15 protein-coding genes are annotated in these 16374 nt (G+C 71.6%); 7 read left to right on the top strand and 8 right to left on the bottom strand.

The genetic code is table 11. The features are described from left to right. Window positions 1-50 precede the first annotated feature (50 nt). Complete coding sequence (der, locus tag STRCI_RS09275; RefSeq protein WP_269658383.1) at window positions 51-1526, top strand: ribosome biogenesis GTPase Der; 1476 nt, start codon at window positions 51-53, stop codon at window positions 1524-1526. Window positions 1527-1585: 59 nt separating this feature from the next. On the opposite strand, the gene STRCI_RS09270 is transcribed toward der, so the two are convergent. Both STRCI_RS09270 and STRCI_RS09265 read right to left on the bottom strand, forming a co-directional pair. Further along, on the bottom strand, window positions 1586-1903 hold the full coding sequence (locus STRCI_RS09270) for a hypothetical protein (RefSeq protein WP_418953318.1): 318 nt from the start codon (window positions 1901-1903) through the stop codon (window positions 1586-1588). Window positions 1904-1964: 61 nt separating this feature from the next. Next, complete coding sequence (locus STRCI_RS09265) at window positions 1965-2747, bottom strand: hypothetical protein (RefSeq protein ID WP_269658381.1); 783 nt, start codon at window positions 2745-2747, stop codon at window positions 1965-1967. A gap of 546 nt (window positions 2748-3293) precedes the next feature. On the opposite strand from STRCI_RS09265, the gene STRCI_RS09260 reads away from it, so the two are divergent. After that, window positions 3294-3923 carry a LysM peptidoglycan-binding domain-containing protein gene (locus tag STRCI_RS09260; protein ID WP_269658380.1) on the top strand — a complete coding sequence of 210 codons (630 nt, stop codon included), beginning with the start codon at window positions 3294-3296 and terminating at the stop codon, window positions 3921-3923. 120 nt (window positions 3924-4043) lie between these two features. Then, window positions 4044-4631: a LysM peptidoglycan-binding domain-containing protein gene (locus STRCI_RS09255; RefSeq protein ID WP_269658379.1), complete on the top strand. Its 588-nt coding sequence runs from the start codon at window positions 4044-4046 to the stop codon at window positions 4629-4631. Here STRCI_RS09255 and STRCI_RS09250 read toward each other — a convergent pair. The 3 genes from STRCI_RS09250 to STRCI_RS09240 are packed head-to-tail and all read right to left on the bottom strand — an operon-like array spanning window position 4570 to window position 8401. Beyond that, on the bottom strand, window positions 4570-5256 hold the full coding sequence (locus STRCI_RS09250) for an ABC transporter ATP-binding protein (protein WP_269658378.1): 687 nt from the start codon (window positions 5254-5256) through the stop codon (window positions 4570-4572). The two genes, STRCI_RS09255 and STRCI_RS09250, sit on opposite strands and share 62 nt — an antisense overlap. After that, the gene (locus tag STRCI_RS09245) at window positions 5253-7925 is read right to left on the bottom strand and encodes a branched-chain amino acid ABC transporter permease/ATP-binding protein (protein ID WP_269658377.1); all 2673 of its coding nucleotides are present in this window, start codon (window positions 7923-7925) and stop codon (window positions 5253-5255) included. Before STRCI_RS09245 ends, STRCI_RS09250 begins: the two co-directional genes overlap by 4 nt. Further along, complete coding sequence (locus STRCI_RS09240) at window positions 7925-8401, bottom strand: hypothetical protein (RefSeq protein ID WP_269658376.1); 477 nt, start codon at window positions 8399-8401, stop codon at window positions 7925-7927. The genes STRCI_RS09245 and STRCI_RS09240 overlap by 1 nt, the downstream gene beginning before the upstream one ends. A gap of 131 nt (window positions 8402-8532) precedes the next feature. On the opposite strand from STRCI_RS09240, the gene STRCI_RS09235 reads away from it, so the two are divergent. From STRCI_RS09235 to STRCI_RS09225, 3 genes are all read left to right on the top strand, one after another. Continuing rightward, the gene (locus STRCI_RS09235) at window positions 8533-9081 is read left to right on the top strand and encodes an MTB12 C-terminal domain-containing protein (RefSeq protein ID WP_269658375.1); all 549 of its coding nucleotides are present in this window, start codon (window positions 8533-8535) and stop codon (window positions 9079-9081) included. After that, entirely contained in the window at window positions 9050-10342 is a 1293-nt protein-coding gene (locus tag STRCI_RS09230) for an ABC transporter substrate-binding protein (RefSeq protein ID WP_269658374.1), read from the top strand. The genes STRCI_RS09235 and STRCI_RS09230 overlap by 32 nt, the downstream gene beginning before the upstream one ends. A 115-nt stretch (window positions 10343-10457) precedes the next feature. After that, a complete protein-coding gene (locus tag STRCI_RS09225; RefSeq protein ID WP_269658373.1) occupies window positions 10458-11483 on the top strand; it encodes a helix-turn-helix transcriptional regulator in 1026 nt (341 codons plus the stop codon). Here the strand turns inward: STRCI_RS09225 and ctaD are convergent. Beyond that, window positions 11374-13053, bottom strand: a complete 1680-nt coding sequence (gene ctaD, locus STRCI_RS09220) for an aa3-type cytochrome oxidase subunit I (RefSeq protein WP_269658372.1) — start codon at window positions 13051-13053, stop codon at window positions 11374-11376. The two genes, STRCI_RS09225 and ctaD, sit on opposite strands and share 110 nt — an antisense overlap. 428 nt (window positions 13054-13481) lie before the next feature. On the opposite strand from ctaD, the gene STRCI_RS09215 reads away from it, so the two are divergent. Continuing rightward, window positions 13482-13697, top strand: a complete 216-nt coding sequence (locus STRCI_RS09215; RefSeq protein WP_269658371.1) for an I78 family peptidase inhibitor — start codon at window positions 13482-13484, stop codon at window positions 13695-13697. A gap of 110 nt (window positions 13698-13807) precedes the next feature. Here STRCI_RS09215 and STRCI_RS09210 read toward each other — a convergent pair whose 3' ends face one another. Beyond that, window positions 13808-14800 (bottom strand): phosphatase PAP2 family protein, encoded by a 993-nt coding sequence (locus STRCI_RS09210; RefSeq protein ID WP_269658370.1) that lies wholly within the window; start codon window positions 14798-14800, stop codon window positions 13808-13810. 239 nt (window positions 14801-15039) lie between these two features. After that, entirely contained in the window at window positions 15040-16272 is a 1233-nt protein-coding gene (locus tag STRCI_RS09205) for a mannosyltransferase family protein (protein WP_269658369.1), read from the bottom strand. Window positions 16273-16374 lie beyond the last annotated feature (102 nt).

The following is a 16374-nucleotide window of genomic DNA, read 5'->3' as shown; positions in this document are numbered from 1 at the left end:
CGAAATCCGGGCGTTCCACCGATCACCACACTGAACGAGGTACGGACTTCATGAACGACCAGATCCACTCCGAGGGCTCGGGCGAGGCGCACGACCACGGAGCACTTGGCGATGCCGAGTACGCGGAGTTCATGGAGCTCGCCGCGGAAGAGGGCTTCGACATCGAGGACGTCGAGGGCGCCATCGAGGCGGCGGGCCACGGTCCGCTGCCCGTCCTCGCCGTCGTCGGCCGCCCCAACGTGGGCAAGTCGACCCTCGTCAACCGCATCATCGGGCGCCGCGAGGCCGTCGTCGAGGACAAGCCCGGCGTCACCCGTGACCGCGTGACGTACGAGGCCGAGTGGGCCGGACGCCGCTTCAAGGTCGTCGACACCGGCGGCTGGGAGCAGGACGTCCTCGGCATCGACGCCTCCGTGGCCGCGCAGGCCGAGTACGCCATCGAGGCCGCCGACGCCGTCGTCTTCGTCGTCGACGCCAAGGTCGGCGCGACCGACACCGACGAGGCCGTCGTACGACTGCTGCGCAAGGCCGGTAAGCCCGTCGTGCTGTGCGCCAACAAGGTGGACGGCCCGAGCGGCGAGGCGGACGCCACCTATCTGTGGTCCCTCGGCCTCGGCGAGCCGCACCCCGTCTCCGCGCTGCACGGCCGCGGCACCGGCGACATGCTGGACGCCGTCCTGGAAGTGCTGCCGGACGCGCCCGAGCAGACCTTCGGCACCGGGGTCGGCGGCCCCCGCCGGATCGCCCTGATCGGCCGCCCGAACGTCGGCAAGTCCTCGCTGCTGAACAAGGTGGCGGGCGAGGAGCGCGTCGTCGTCAACGAACTCGCGGGCACCACCCGGGACCCGGTCGACGAGCTGATCGAACTCGGCGGTGTCACCTGGAAGTTCGTCGACACGGCCGGTATCCGCAAGCGGGTCCACCTCCAGCAGGGCGCCGACTACTATGCCTCGCTGCGCACCGCGGCGGCCGTGGAGAAGGCCGAGGTGGCGGTCGTCCTGATCGACGCCTCGGAGAACATCTCCGTCCAGGACCAGCGCATCGTGACGATGGCCGTCGAGGCGGGCCGCGCCATGGTCATCGCCTACAACAAGTGGGACACCCTCGACGAGGAGCGCCGCTACTACCTGGAGCGGGAGATCGAGACCGAGCTCGCCCAGGTCGCCTGGGCGCCCCGGGTGAACGTCTCGGCGCAGACCGGCCGGCACATGGAGAAGCTGGTCCCGGCGATCGAGACGGCCCTCGCGGGCTGGGAGACCCGGGTCCCCACCGGACGGCTCAACGCCTTCCTCGGTGAGCTGGTCGCCGCCCACCCGCACCCGATCCGGGGCGGCAAGCAGCCGCGCATCCTCTTCGGCACCCAGGCCGGTACCAAGCCCCCGCGGTTCGTGCTCTTCGCCTCCGGCTTCATCGAGGCGGGCTACCGGCGCTTCATCGAGCGCCGGCTGCGTGAGGAGTTCGGCTTCGAGGGAACCCCGATCCATATCTCGGTCCGGGTCCGCGAGAAGCGCGGCCGGAAGAAGTAACCGCAGGACGCGGTACGACGAAGAGGGCGGCCCCTGACCGGGGCCGCCCTCTTCGTCGTTCAGATGTTTCTGCGGGGGACGGGCTGCAGGGCCGACGGAGTGCCGGTCGCCTGCGGCCCGATGTGTCCGACGCGCTGCCACTGCGACTGCCGGGCGCTGTGCGCGCCCGCGCTGTAGGCGCTGTACGAGCTGCTGAAGGACCCCGGCCGGTGGCCGCCGTAGGAGCCCGTACTGTGCGGGATGTTCCCGAAGGCGGTGAACCCCAGCTCCTCCTCGCCACTGCGGTCACCCGGCAGTGTGCGGAAGGATTTGACGTACTCGGCATAGAGCGCGTCGTAGATCGGCGTTGCCGATGGAGAAACATCGTATGCGTGCACGTATGTCCAAACGACCGGGCACATCAAGGGATGCGGCCGGAGGACCTACGTCATGGGGCGCTCACGTCCCCGCGAGAGGCAGCGCGGAGGCGACCAACTTCCCATTGGCCGCAGCCTTGTCGAGGGCGTCCCGCAGCAGATCCTCCCGAGGCTGCCGCCCGATGGACCCCACTGGCGCCGCGAACATCAGTACCTGCTGGTGCTTGTTGGCCGCGGCCCGCCACCCCTCGGTCACCTGGAGCGGCTGGTGCGCCTGCCACCAGGCCACCGGCTGACCGCCGTTGGTGCCCGGCTGGAGCACCGCGTGCAGCTGGCCCATGGCGAGCAGCACCGACCAGCCGTGCAGCACGGGCGGCACCGAGTCGATCGCCGTGACCGGCATGAAGCCCTGCTCGATCAGCAGCGGCAGGAAGTCGTCGCCGAGGGCGGTGGAGCCGGGCCGGACGATGGGCCCGGTCGGCTCCACGACCAGCGCCGGGTGCAACTCCCCGGCGATCAGCACCAGTCCGCTGGTCACGCCGAGCACCGCCTGCTCGGGAACGACCTTGTCCGGCTCCAGGTCGACGGAGTCGCCGGTGATGGAGCGCACCGCCCCCTGGAGCTGCTCCTCGGTGACCTGGACGACCTGCGAGGGCAGGCAGGTGGCGTGGGCGAAGGCGAGGACGGCGGTCTCGTCGCCGATGAACAGCACGGTGCTGGTGCGCTCCTGGCCGGAGTCGCCCGGAGTGCGGCAGGAGGTGCAGTCGTAACTGCCGGGGGCGTTGTCGCCGGCGAGCAGCCGGTCGGCTTCATCGTCGCCGATCTCGGCGCGTACCTCGTCGCTGACGTCGAGCATGCGCGGCACGGGGGGCTCCCTCGGGATGTGGTACGTGGCGCGGCCGGGTGGCTCCCGGCCCGTGATCCGGGTGGGCCCCGGGCTCATGAAGATGACAACGGCTGATCTGTGGCGGGAGTCACGCATCAGGGCGAACGGAATCGAACCATCCGTCGCGGACGGTCACCGTGGGTGCGGAATCGCGCACTCCTGGTCAAGTCCTTGCTGGGTCAAGGTAGTTGGTTCGGTGAAGTGAGTCACAGATCGACGAGCTGACTGGTCGACAAATCAGGAAATCGGCGAATGAAGTGGGTGGCCGGAAATCGCCGATACCTGCGGTAACGATGAACTGGCCAGGAATGACAAGGAGTTGGTTGATAGCGGGCAGCCCTTCTCCCTACATTCCTCGGCCGTGTGCACAGAGCACCGCTCGGGTACGTCCGTCGGCCGCACCACCGTCAGTTCAGCTCGTGAGTTCGACCCCACCGGCGGACGGGGCGGAGCGCGACCACCGCGACCCAGTTCGCGGAACGCGCGCCGCCTTGGGGGAGCCCGGGTCAGTCGGGAGGGAACTCCATGTCCGAATGTGCCGATACCACTCGCGACAACGCCCGTAGGGCACGTACGACGGCGGTCCTCGCCGGGGCGGCCCTGCTCGCCCCGCTCGGACTGCTGGCCGCGACCGGCAACGCCGCCGCGGCGGACGGCGGAGTGTGGGACCGCATCGCCCAGTGCGAGAGCGGCGGCAACTGGCACATCAGCACAGGCAACGGCTACTACGGAGGACTCCAGTTCTCCGCGAGCACCTGGAGCGCGTACGGCGGCACGGCGTACGCGGCCACCGCCGACCAGGCGAGCAAGGACCAGCAGATCGCCGTCGCCACCAAGGTCCAGCGGGCCCAGGGATGGGGCGCCTGGCCCACCTGCTCGGCGCGCGCCGGGGCGTACGGCAGCGCACCCGCGGCCGCCGCGCCCGCGGCCGGACCGGCGACGACCAAGGCGGCTCCGCCGAAGGCGCCGGAGCGCTCCTCGGGCCACACCGACCGCGGCTTCTCCCGCGGCGACTACGTCGTACGGCAGGGCGACACCCTGAGCGGCATCGCCGCCCGGTACGGGACCAGCTGGCAGCGGCTGCACGCCGCCAACAAGGCCGTCATCGGCGCCGATCCCGATGTGATCGTGCCCGGCCAGCGCCTCGACATCTAGGCGCGGCTCCCCCTCGGCCGGGCGCAGGGCCCCACCCGTCGGTCCGCCGACCGGGTGGGGCCCCTCGGCGCACCGACGCGCCGGGACGGGCCCGCGCGCCGCGCTGCTTAGCGTGGGCCGATGTACCGCACGCCGATCACCCTCGCCGTCACGGCCACCCTGCTCGCCCTCGCCCCCGGCGGCGCCCACGCCGCGCCACCACCGCCCGCACCCGGAACGCCGTCCACGCGCGCGCCGTACGCCTGTGCCAAGGACCAGTGGCCCTGGGGCTGTGTCGCCGAGTGCGAGAGCAGCGGCCGCTGGCACATCAACACCGGCAACGGCTTCTACGGCGGACTCCAGTTCTGGCAGCCCACCTGGAAGGAGTTCGGCGGCCTGAAGTACGCCCGGCGCGCGGACCTCGCCACGCGCGGGGAGCAGATCCTGGTCGCGCAGGAGGTGCTGGCCGTGCAGGGCTGGGGGGCCTGGCCCGTGTGTGCGAAGCGGTACGGGCTCAAGGGCCGGATGCACACGGTGAAATCCGGTGACACGCTCTCCGCGATCGCCCGCAAGTACCAGGTCAAGGGCGGCTGGCCGGCCTTCCACAAGGCCAACAAGAAGACGATCGGCGCCGATCCGGACCGTCTGAAGCCCGGCATGCTGCTCGTCATTCCGAAGACTTCGACCCGGTCCTCGGCGGCCTTCGGGCTGCCTCTGACGAACGCCTGAGCTCGGCCGCCTCGCCGCTGAACACGACGGCGCCCCGGCGCAGTTCGTACACCAGCACCGGGTGGTCGCGCAGGACCGGCGGCAGCCGTTGTTCGGCGAGGACCACGCAGGCGTCCAGTGCGGCGAGGAGTCCGTACGTACGGGTCGCCACCGCCGGGGACATGCCCTGCGTCGGTTCGTCGACGAGCACGACGCGCGGGCGGGCCAGCAGGGCCCGGGACAGGGCCAGCATGCGCTGCTCGCCGCCGGAGAGGGTGCCCGCCCGGCGTGGGAGCAGGGGTTCCAGGTGGGGGTAGGCGTCCAGGGCGCGGTCGTGGGCGGGGGCGGTGAGTTCGAGGTTCTCGCGAACCGTGAGCGAGCCGAAGACCGCCTGGCGTTCCGGGACCAGGCACAGGCCGCGGCGGGCGCGTTCGTACGCCGGTACGCGGGTCACGTCGACGCCGTCCCACACCACCGCGCCCGCGGCCAGGGGGACGGTCCCGGCCAGGGCCCGCAGCGCGGTCGTACGGCCCGATCCGTTGCGGCCCAGCAGGACCGTCAGGCCGGGGGCGGCGGCGAGGGTGACGCCGTGCAGCGCTTCCAGCGGGCCGTAGCGCACGCGCGCGTGGCGCAGGGAGATGGTCATACGGGGGTCTCCTGGGCGCCGAGGGTGTCCAGGACGTGGTCCGGGGGGCCGGAGGCGATGACCCGGCCCGCGGTCATGACGTGCACGACGTCCGCGAGGTCGGCGACGAGGTCGAGGTCGTGCTCGACCACGAGGAGTGCGGTGCCGTCGGCCGCGAGGGCCTTGAGGACCCGCGCCAGTGCGGTGATCTCCGTCGTGTCCAGGCCCGCGGCGGGTTCGTCCAGGAGGAGGACCCGGGGGTTTCCGGCGAGGGCTCTTGCGAGTTCGACGCGGCGGAGGGTGCCGGTGGGGAGGTCGGCGGCGGGGGCGTCCCGCAGGTCGTCGAGTCCGAGGAGGCGGAGGGTTCTCGCTACGGCTGCGGGGTCGGGGGTGTGGCCTTGCTCCGCGCCTACCCGGATGTTTTCGGCCACTGTGAGGGAGGGGAAGACGGCGAGTTGCTGGAAGGTGCGGGCGATGCCGAGGCGGGTGCGGGTGTGGGCGGGGAGGTGGGTGATGTTCCGGTCGCCGTAGTGGATGTGGCCCTGGGTGGGGTGGAGGGTGCCCGCGAGGCAGTGGAAGAGGGTGCTCTTTCCGGCGCCGTTGGGGCCGACGACGGCGGTGATCCGGGCGGCGGGTACATGGAGGTCGACTCCGTCGAGGGCTTTGAATCCGCCATAGGTTGCCTCCAGCGCGCGGGCTTCGAGGGTGGGCACCCGGCCTCCGGCCGGGTGGTGTTTCCCACGCGCACCGCCCGTGCGGCTTTCGTGGACAGGCGCTGGTGGCCCTGGTGGGGGCTCAGCGCCGTCGGCGGCTGCCGGTGGTTCGGACTTGGATTGCCGCCGGAACCGGCCCCGCACCGCCGCCCCCCGCCCCGTCAGCTTCGCCCTTCGCCGGAGCCGTAGTCGGGTCGCCGCCCCGCGCAGGGCCTCGTATGGGCCGCCGGGGAAGCGGCCCACCAGGACTGCCAGTACGCCGATCAGGGCCGCTGCCACGCCTCCTCGGGCTCCCGCGTCGAGGCCCACCAGGAGGGCCGCCGCGGCCAGGGCGCCGAGGGTGCTGTCGGCGCCCAGGACCATGACCGCGGCGAACCAGAGGAGGCCGCGGACGGGGTCGTAGGCGGCGGGGTCGAAGGCGCGCAGGCCCATGCCGAGCATGCCGCCGCCCAGGGCGGCCAGCGCCGCGCCCGAGACGAAGGCCAGCAGTTTCAGGGACGGGACCCGTACGCCGGAGGCCGCCGCGCCCGCTTCGTGGTCGCGCATCGCCGCCAGGGCGCGGCCCGTTCGGCCCGTGCGCAGGGCTCTGGTCGCCACAAGGGCCGCGCCGAGCAGGAGCAACTCCAGTACGTAGTACGCGCGGTCTCCCTCGAAGCCCGCCGGGCGGCCGAGCGAGAGGCCCGACGTCGCGTAAGGCTGGGCGAAGACGAAGCGGCTCACTCCGACGCCCACCGCGAACGTCGCCAGGGCCAGGGCCAGACCTCTGCGGGTGATCGCGGGCCAGCCCGTCAGGAGGCCCAGCGGGGCCACCAGGAGAACCGCCACGGCCAGCGCCGCCAGCTCCGGCAGGCGTGGCAGGCCCGGGAAGCGGCCCGCCGCCAGAAGCGCCGTGAAGAGGGCGCCCAGGCCCGCGTAGGCCGCCTGGCCCAGGGAGATCTGGCCGCCCCGGCCGGTGACCACGACCAGGGACAGCAGGATCACTCCCAGGGCCGGGACCTGCACCGACGTATGCAGGTCCGTGCCCGCGAAGCCCAGTGGCAGCAGGAACAGCATGACCGCCACGATCCAGGCGCCCGGCGGGGTCGGCACGCGCGCGGTCGCCGTGCGGGGGAGCGCGTCGCGGATGCCGATGCGGGGGAGGGCCAGCGCGGCGATCAGCAGGGCCACCACGAACAGATTCGCGCCGACCGCCTGGAGCAGCGGCTCGCCCCAGCCCGACGGGTGCAGCCGCGTCAACTGGCTCTGCGCCACGCCGATACCCAGGGCTGTCAGCACCGCCACCGGCAGGCTGCGCATCCGGGCCGCCACCGCTACCGCCACCACCTCCATCACCAGCAGCGGCAGCCCGTACGGGTCCAGCCGGACGTACGGCGCCAGCAGTACGCCCGTCAGGCCCGCCGTGAACGAGCCGAACGCCCAGCCCGCCGCGGCCACCCGGTCCGCGTCGATCCCGCCCAGCACGGCGAGTTGCCGGTCGTCCACGACCGCCCGCAGTTCCCGCCCGAACCGCGTCCACCGGATGACCGCCCCGACCGCCGCGGCCAGCACCAGGGCGACCGCGAGCTGTCCCCAGGGGTCCGCCGACATGAGTACCTCGGGTGCGTCGTCCCGCGCCCCCTGCCCCCACAGCAGCGCCGCCCCGCCCACCAGCAGCACGAACACCCCGATGGACGCCACCAGCGTCTGCGCGGGGTCGCTGCCGAGGACGGACAGCGGGCGGAAGACGAAGCGTTCCAGCGCCATGCCGATCGCGGGTGCCAGGACCAGCAGGGTCACCGCGGCCCCCGCCCACAGCGGCCAGCCCCACTCCACCACACACTGCCGCAGCGCGTACGCGCACACCATGGCGATGGCGCCGTGCGCGAAGTTGAGCACGCCGGTCGCGCGGTAGGTCACGACCAGACCGATCCCGGTGAGCGCGGCGGCGCTGCCGACCGAGAGACCGGCCAGGGTGAGGTCGTACGTGAGGGAGGACATCAGTCGTCCGCTTCGGCGGGCTCACAGATCGGGCACGGGCCCAGTTCGCCGCTCCTCACCAGCCTCGCGTCGACCGGCACCGCCTCCGCCTTCCCGGCCACCAGCGGACAGTCCGCGCGGTGCCAGAGCGTGCCGCCCGGCACCATCAGCAGATCCGCACTGACCGCGAGCGGTGTCGTCGGCGCCTGCCCCGGTCCCTCGGCGTCGACCGGTTCGGCGGCCACGAGCAGGCCGTACAGCTCCTCCACGCGCGCGGCGGCGAGCGCGTTGCGGCCCTGGGTGAGCAGCACCGCCCCGGCGACGATCAGCGCGGCGCCGGGGACCGTGCAGGACGCCAGGTAGGGCAGCTGCCGCTCGGCGAACCGCTCGCCCGAGACGCCGTACCAGCCGAGCACGCACAGCACGGCGCCCGCGGCGAGGGCGGCCCAGCCGGCCCACAGGACGGGGTGCACGGTCCGCAGTCGGGCTGTCCGCATCTCAGGCTCCTCTGGCTTCACACGTCATATGTCTGTCCATGTCAGCCGATGGCTTGCACTATGCCTCCTGTGAGCTGACCCTGAAAGCACCGGGCGCACCCGGCCCGGACCGACACCCGGTGGTGAGCCAGATGGTTCTCGGGAGCGACCTCAGTCGGCGGAACACGGGACGCGGTACGGCGCTGGCGGCCGCCCTGCTGCTCTTCCTCGCCCCCGCCCTCGCGGCCTGCAGTGACGACGAGGGAGGCGGCGGCGACACACCCCCGCCCTCGCCGTCGATCGAGCGCACGACGAGCGCCCCCGCCACGGCACCGGCCGACGCGGCCGCCGCCGAGCAGGAGGTCGAGGAGAACTGGCAGAAGTTCTTCGACCCGAAGACCTCCATGGCGGACAAGCAGACCGTCCTGGAGAACGGCGAGCAGATGGCGCCCGTGCTCCAGGCGTTCAGCGGCGACGAGCGCGGCGGACAGGTCGGCGCCCAGGTCACCGAGGTGGCCTTCACCTCCGCGACCGAGGCGGACGTGACCTACACGCTCACCCTGAACGGCGCCACCGCCCTGCCGGACGCCGCCGGGACGGCCGTCGAGCAGGACGGCACCTGGAAGGTGTCCGCCAAGACGCTGTGCGCGCTGGTGCAACTGAGCGGCAATGGCTCGGCCTCGCCGGTCCCGGGCTGCTGAGGCGGTAGCCGCGCTGCTGCTGCTCGCGCTGAGCGCGGCCTGCGGCAGCCGGCTGCCGGAGAGCGACTTCGAGGGCGGCGGCCGTACGACGCCGTCCGCTGCCGCCGAGCCGATCCGGGTCGGCATCATCACCAGCGCCACCAGCCCCGTCGGCGGCGACGCCTTCACCGGCCCGCGCGACGGCGCCAAGGCGTACTTCGAGTGGCTCAACGCGCGCGGGGGCGTCGACGGGCGGCCGGTCGAGGTGCGGCTGTGCGACGACGGCGGCAGCGGGGTGGGCAACAACGAGTGCGTGCACCGGCTCATCGACGAGGACGAGGTGGTCGCCCTGGTCGCCACCACGGCCCTCGACTACGCGGGCGCCTCCCTCGTCTCCCGCGCGCGCGTGCCCGACATCGGCGGCCAGCCCATCGGCGCCGCGTACGACACCTGGCCGCATCTGTACGGCATCTACGGCAGCCTCGCCCCGCGCGAGGGCACGGTCGGCTGGGACGGCGAGCTGTACGGCGGCACCGAGGTCTACCGCTACTTCAAGCGCGAGCACGGTGCCCGCACCGCCGCCGTCGTCTCCTACAACCAGTCCGCGTCCGCCGCCTACGCGCGGCTCGTCGAGCGGGGCCTGAAGGCCGAGGGGTACGAGGTGATCACCGAGCAGGTCGACTTCGCGCTGCCCAACTTCCGCGCCGTCGCCGCCGATCTGAAGGAACAGGGCGCCGACCTCGTCTTCGACGCCATCGACAGCCACGGCAACGCCCGGCTGTGCGCGGCCATGGACGACGCCGGCGTCGAACTCACCGCCAAGGTGACGAACGTACAGAACTGGACGTCCACCGTCGCCGAGGACTACAAGGACGCCCCGCGCTGCCGCAACGCCCTGTGGGCGACCGGATCCAGCCGTAACTTCGAGGACACCGGGCACCCGGCCGTACAGGAGTTCCGGGACGCGACCGAGGGTCTGAAGACGCACTCGCAGTGGCAGTTGGAGGGGTGGGCGGCCGCGCAATGGTTCACGGAGGCGGCGCGGGACTGCGCCGAGGAGGGCGTCACGCGCGCGTGCGTCGACGGCTGGATGAGCCGCAGCCAGGGCTACACCGCCGACGGCCTGCTGCTTCCCGTCCGCTTCGAGCAGCTGCCCGAGCCGCCGGCCACCCGCCGGGCATGTCTGTCGGTGGCCCGCTGGGAGGACGGACGGGGCTGGGTGTCCCAGGGCGACATGGACCACACCTGCTTCGACGTACCGCAGTTGGCCTACAAGCCCTGAGCCCGGGACGGCTATGACCGCAGTGACATCGGTGTGTCCATTTCTGTCACCCCAGTGCGCGTGAGTTGAGCATTGCGGACCGTTACTGTCCGGTTGCGCTGGCAGACTCGGCGCCATGTTGGAGACCTCGGCACGACTGCTGCGCCTGCTCTCGCTCCTCCAGGCCCACCGGGAATGGTCCGGCGCCCAGCTCGCCGACCGCCTCGGTGTCACCCCCCGCACCGTGCGGCGGGACGTGGAGCGGCTGCGCGAGCTGGGCTACCCCGTCAACGCCAGTCCCGGCACCGGCGGCGGGTACCAGCTGGGCGCGGGCGCCGAGTTGCCGCCGCTGCTGCTCGACGACGACGAGGCGGTCGCCGTCGCCGTCGGACTGCGCACCGCCGCCGGACAGGGCATCGAGGGCATCGGCGAGACCTCCGTACGGGCCCTGACCAAGCTGGAACAGGTCCTGCCCAACCGGCTGCGCCGCCGGGTCAGCGCCCTGAACGCCTTCACCGTGCCGATGCTGCGCGACCAGCCCTCCGCCGTGGACCCCGGAGTCCTCACCGAACTGGCCCATCTGTGCCGGGACTCCGAGCAACTGCGCTTCGAGTACCGCGGCCACGACGGCACGCTCAGCCGCCGCCGGGCCGAACCGCACCGCCTGGTGTGCACCGAGCGGCGCTGGTACCTGGTCGCCTGGGACCTCGACCGGGACGACTGGCGCATCTTCCGGGTCGACCGCATCGCGCCCAGACCGCCGCACGGCCCCCGCTTCACCCCGCGCCGCCCACCCGCCGACGACCTGGCCGCCTATGTCTCCCAGGGCGTCTCCACGCGCGCGTACGCCGCACACGCCCTGGTCCGGCTGCTGGTGCCGCTCAGAGAGGCCGCCGAGCACATCTCGCCCTCCGCCGGGGTGCTGGAGCCCGAGGGCCCGCGCAGCTGCCTGCTGCGCACCGGCGCCGGCAACCTGGACGTGATGGTGATCCATGTGATGCTGCTGGGCTTCGAGTTCGAGGTGCTGGAGCCGGTCGAGCTGACCGACGCCATCAGGACCGCTCGGGACCGGCTTTCGCGGGCTCTGGAGCGAGCTCCGCGAACGTGGGGTGGTGCAGGTCGAATGCCGGGGACTCCGAGCGGATCCGGGGCAGAGTGGTGAAGTTGTGCCGGGGCGGCGGGCAGGAGGTCGCCCACTCCAGCGAACGGCCGTAGCCCCAGGGGTCGTCGACCTCGACCTTCTCGCCGTACTTCGCCGTCTTCCAGACGTTGTAGAGGAACGGCAGGGTCGACAGGCCGAGCAGGAAGGCGCCGATGGTGGAGACGGTGTTCAGCGCGGTGAAGCCGTCGGCGGCCAGATAGTCGGCGTACCGGCGCGGCATGCCCTCCGCGCCCAGCCAGTGCTGCACCAGGAACGTGGTGTGGAAGCCGATGAACAGCGTCCAGAACTGGATCTTGCCGAGCCGTTCGTCGAGCATCTTCCCGGTGAACTTCGGCCACCAGAAGAAGAACCCGGCGAAGATCGCGAAGACGACGGTGCCGAAGACGACGTAGTGGAAGTGCGCGACCACGAAGTAGGTGTCCGTGACGTGGAAGTCCATCGGCGGGGACGCCAGGATCACCCCGGTCAGGCCGCCGAACAGGAAGGTCACCAGGAAGCCCACCGACCACAGCATGGGTGTCTCGAAGGACAGCGAGCCCTTGAGCATGGTGCCGGTCCAGTTGAAGAACTTCACTCCCGTCGGCACCGCGATCAGGAAGCTCATGAACGAGAAGAACGGCAGCAACACCGCGCCGGTGGCGAACATGTGGTGCGCCCACACCACCACCGACAGTCCGGTGATCGCCATCGTCGCCCCGATCAGGGTCAGATAGCCGAACATCGGCTTCCGTGCGAAGACCGGGATGATCTCGCTGATGATCCCGAAGAACGGCAGCGCGATGATGTACACCTCGGGATGGCCGAAGAACCAGAACAGGTGCTGCCACAGCAGCGCGCCGCCGCTGGCCGCCTCGAAGATGTGCGAGCCGAAGCGCCGGTCGGCCTCCAGGCACAGCAGCGCCGCGGCCAGCACCGGGAACGCCATCAGGATCAGGATCGACGTGAACAGCGTGTTCCACACGAAGATCGGCATCCGGAACATCGTCATGCCGGGCGCGCGCATCCCGATGATCGTGGTGATGAAGTTGACCGCGCCGAGGATCGTGCCGAACCCGGACAGCGCGAGCCCCATGATCCACAGATCGCCCCCGATGCCCGGGGAACGCTCCAGGCTGTTGAGCGGCGCGTAGGCGAACCAGCCGAAGTCGGCGGGCCCGGACGGCACCGCCAGCGAGCTGATCACGATCAGGCCGCCGAACAGGTAGAACCAGTACGACAGCATGTTCAGCCGGGGGAAGGCGACATCGGGTGAGCCGATCTGCAACGGCATCAGCTCGTTGGCGAAGCCCGCGAACGCCGGGGTCGCGAAGAGCAGCAGCATGATCGTGCCGTGCAGCGTGAACAGCTGGTTGAACTGCTGGTTGTTGATGAGCTGGAGCCCCGGCCGGGCCAGCTCGGCCCGCATCAGCAGCGCCATCAGACCACCGAGCAGGAAGAACGCGAACGACGTGATCAGGTACAGGTGACCGATCTTCTTGTGGTCGGTGGTGGTCAGCCAGTCGACGATCACCCGCCCCTTGTGCTTGGTCCGCACGGGTCGTACCGGCGTCTGCACGGTCTGAGTGCCCATCGCTCGCTCGCCCCTTCGCTCGCCTGCCCCGGGCCCGCTGAAGCCCGCGCCGCGCGTGCCCGCGAGCCCACGCCATCATGCTCGCGCCGCCGCACGCTCCGACAGGGGGCGTACGCGGGGTCCGTGCCGCGGTGACGCAATTCCGGTGCGGCGTCAGTTCCCTGGAACCGTTGCGGAATCGGGGGGAGAAAGGAGTCCGGGGGGAGTTCTTCCGGCACTTTCCGACGGCCTATTGGGGGAGCCGTCGCGACACGCGGGAATTACGTTCGAATGCCCGCGAAAGGCGTACGGAACCGCTCGTACGTGTGACGCAGTTAGGGCGAAACGCGTGTCGTGATCCTGTGACAGAAGTGTGACCGGAGGGGGATGAGTCCCCAAGGTGCGGGCTTCCCTGGCCCGAGCCGCCGGACAGGGCCTAGCGTGGCGGCATGGCACCGATTCCGAAACCCCCCGCAGAGCCCCAGGACCAGCCCGACAGCTATCTCGGCCTGCCGGCCGACCGAGCCGAGCGGCTGGCCCGCGAACGGGGCTGGACCACCGTACGGTCGCTGCCGCCGGGCGCGATCATCACCATGGAATACCTGAGCGGCCGCCTGAACTTCGAGGTGCGGGACGGCGTGGTGACCAGGGCCTGGAAGGGCTGAGCCGAGCGACGACGACGGCCCCGGTTCCTCACGGAGAGGAACCGGGGCCGTCGCTGCGGGGACTGGTTGTGCGTACCGAGCCCCGCCGTCCCGCGTCGGCCAACCGCCCGTCAGGGGCGTGCCGCCGAAGGCGTACCGCGGGTGCCGCGGTCGGTCTGGGGTGGTCTGCGGCTGCCGACCGGAGTGACCGGGGTGCGCTCCGAACGGGCCGTGTGCGGGCCGGGTGCCAGATAGACCGGCGCCCTCGGCGTACGGGCCGTGGGGGAGACGTCCTGCGCCGACTCACGCGGCTTGAGCAGCACCGGGACCTCGACGGGGGCGGTCGGCGCGGGCGCCGTACCGGCGCGGCGGGCCCGCCAGCGGTCGCGCAGCTCGAAGATCCCGGCCTCGGCGCGGGCGATCAGCGGCTCGAACCAGGGCAGCGCGAGCAGGATCAGCAGCCCCGCGGCCCAGCCGAGCAGCACATCGCTCAGCCAGTGCGTACCGAGGTAGACGGTGGACAGGCCGACGCCCAGCGAGGTCACCGCCGACAGCGCGGACAGCCAGCGGCGGGCCGCCGGGGTGGAGGCCAGATACGCCAGGATTCCCCAGGTCACCACGGCGTTGGCGGTGTGGCCGCTGGGAAATATATCGCCGCCGAGCCACATCTCGTTGGAGCCGACGGTGGTCGCGTAGTGCGGTCCGAGCCGGCCCATGCCGATCTTGGCGGCACCGACCGTGACGTTCAGCAGCAGCAGTGAGGTGGCCAGCGCCAGCAGCGGCCGCAGCGTGTGCTGCCGCCAGGAGCGCCAGCCCAGCCAGGCCGCGATCATCACCGCGGTGGGGCCGCGCTGGCCGAGCACCACGTAGTAGTCGACGAATGCGTGGATCTCCGACCACTGCTGGTACGGCCGGAAGAACATGACCTGCCAGTCGAGTCGGACCAGCCACGAGGTGATGACCACGGCCCACACGATGGCGCCGTAGAAGGCCAGGGTCGCCGAGAAAAGGGCGACCCGGTGCCTGCTCATCTTCGGCACATCGATGTGGGCCGGCCGTTCCGGCTCACGGTCCAGCCTCGCGAACACCCGGTCCAGACGGGTGAGGTTTCGTTCGGTACGCACCCAATCGACGTTACAGCGAGTGAGCTCAGAACCCCGTCCATACCGCCGGTTTGTGATGACGATGTGATGTGGGATTCCTCTCAGGGAGCGGCCAATTTCCTACGACTTCGCAATCAGCGGCAGCCGCGCCCTTCAATTCCTTTGATCATTCCAGCGCACGGTTTTATCTGGTTTATGAATTCGTTCACCGAAAGCTGGCCTTGAATTCTCCTGGCGATCATCGAGCGCCCGAGAAGGGATCACGGCGGACCGGAGCCGTTCAGCCAGAACGCCCCGTAGACCGCCGACGCCACCGCGATCAGCGCCAGGATCGGGGCCGACCTGCGCGTTCGTGTCCGGGCCAGCGCCAGGGCGAGCGGCAGCAGCAGCGGGAAGGCGGGCATCAGCAGGCGCGGCTTGGAGCCGAAGTAGCTCGACGCGCACAGCGCGAGCGCGGTGACGACACCCGCGTACACCAGCAGCGGGAGCGGCTGGCTCTGGCGCACACAGACGACGTACAGCCAGACCACGAGACCGACTCCGGCGATCAGGGCGAGTCCGGCGAGCGCCGAGGGAATCGACGTGAACTTGTCGGCGACGAAACGGGCGAAGGCGTAGCCGCCGTCGAAGCCGTTGCGCCAGCCGGCCTGGACGTCGAGATAGCCGAGCGGGCCCTTGCCCGTGTCGTGGCCGACCCACAGGACGTAGCCGGCGGCGCCCAGGGGCGCGAGCAGCATGCCGAGGGCGCGCCGGGTGACGGACGCGCCCGGCGGCGTTGTACCGCCGGTGGGGGAGGGGGCGCGTCCGGGGTCCCGCGCGCCGCCGGAGGGCGCCGCGCCTCGGTCCCGCACGAACGAGGCAATGGCGCCCGCCCACACCGCCGCCACCACGGCCAGCCCGACCGGCCGGGTCAGCCCCGCCAGCAGGGCCAGGGAGCCCGCCGTCACCCAGCGCCCGGTCAGCACCGCGTACAGCGACCAGGCCGCCAGCGCCGTGAACAGTGACTCGCTGTACGCCATCGACTGCACGATCCCGACCGGCAGCACCGCCCACAGCAGCACCGCGCAGACCGCGGCCCGGTCGCCGTACACGTGCTCGGCGACCGCGAAGATCCCCCAGGCGGCGGCGAGCGAGGCGAAGACCGCGACCAGGAACCCGGCGTCCGCCGCCGACAGCGGGCTGACCGCCGCGCCCAGCCGCTCCAGCCACGGCAGCAGCGGGAAGAACGCCAGGTTCGAGTGGACGTCGCCGTTCGGCAGCCGCACCTCGTAGCCGTATCCCAGCTCGGCGACCCTGGTGTACCAGAGCGAGTCCCAGCGGGCGGTCAGCAGCGTCCAGGCGCTCTTGTCGCGCGCCGCGCTCCACAGCGCCAGCGTGAGCAGTCCGAGGGCGCGCACGGCCGCGTACCCCAGCAGGGCCGGAGCCACCTGGCGTACGCGCGGGGAGAGCCGCTGGGACGGACGTGGAGCGGGGCGGGCGGAAAGATCGGTCACGGGCTCGATTATCTGTGCGGCAGGGAACCGGAAGGCCCGCCGGGGCGTGCTCGGCAGGGGGCGGGAAAGTGGCGTACGCCACACGTGTTCCGTCCGGAGTCT

This window comes from Streptomyces cinnabarinus (assembly GCF_027270315.1).
GTDB classification, from domain to species: domain Bacteria; phylum Actinomycetota; class Actinomycetes; order Streptomycetales; family Streptomycetaceae; genus Streptomyces; species Streptomyces cinnabarinus.
The sequence above is the reverse complement of the archived record's forward strand: the minus strand, read 5'-3'. Positions and strand labels throughout refer to the sequence as shown.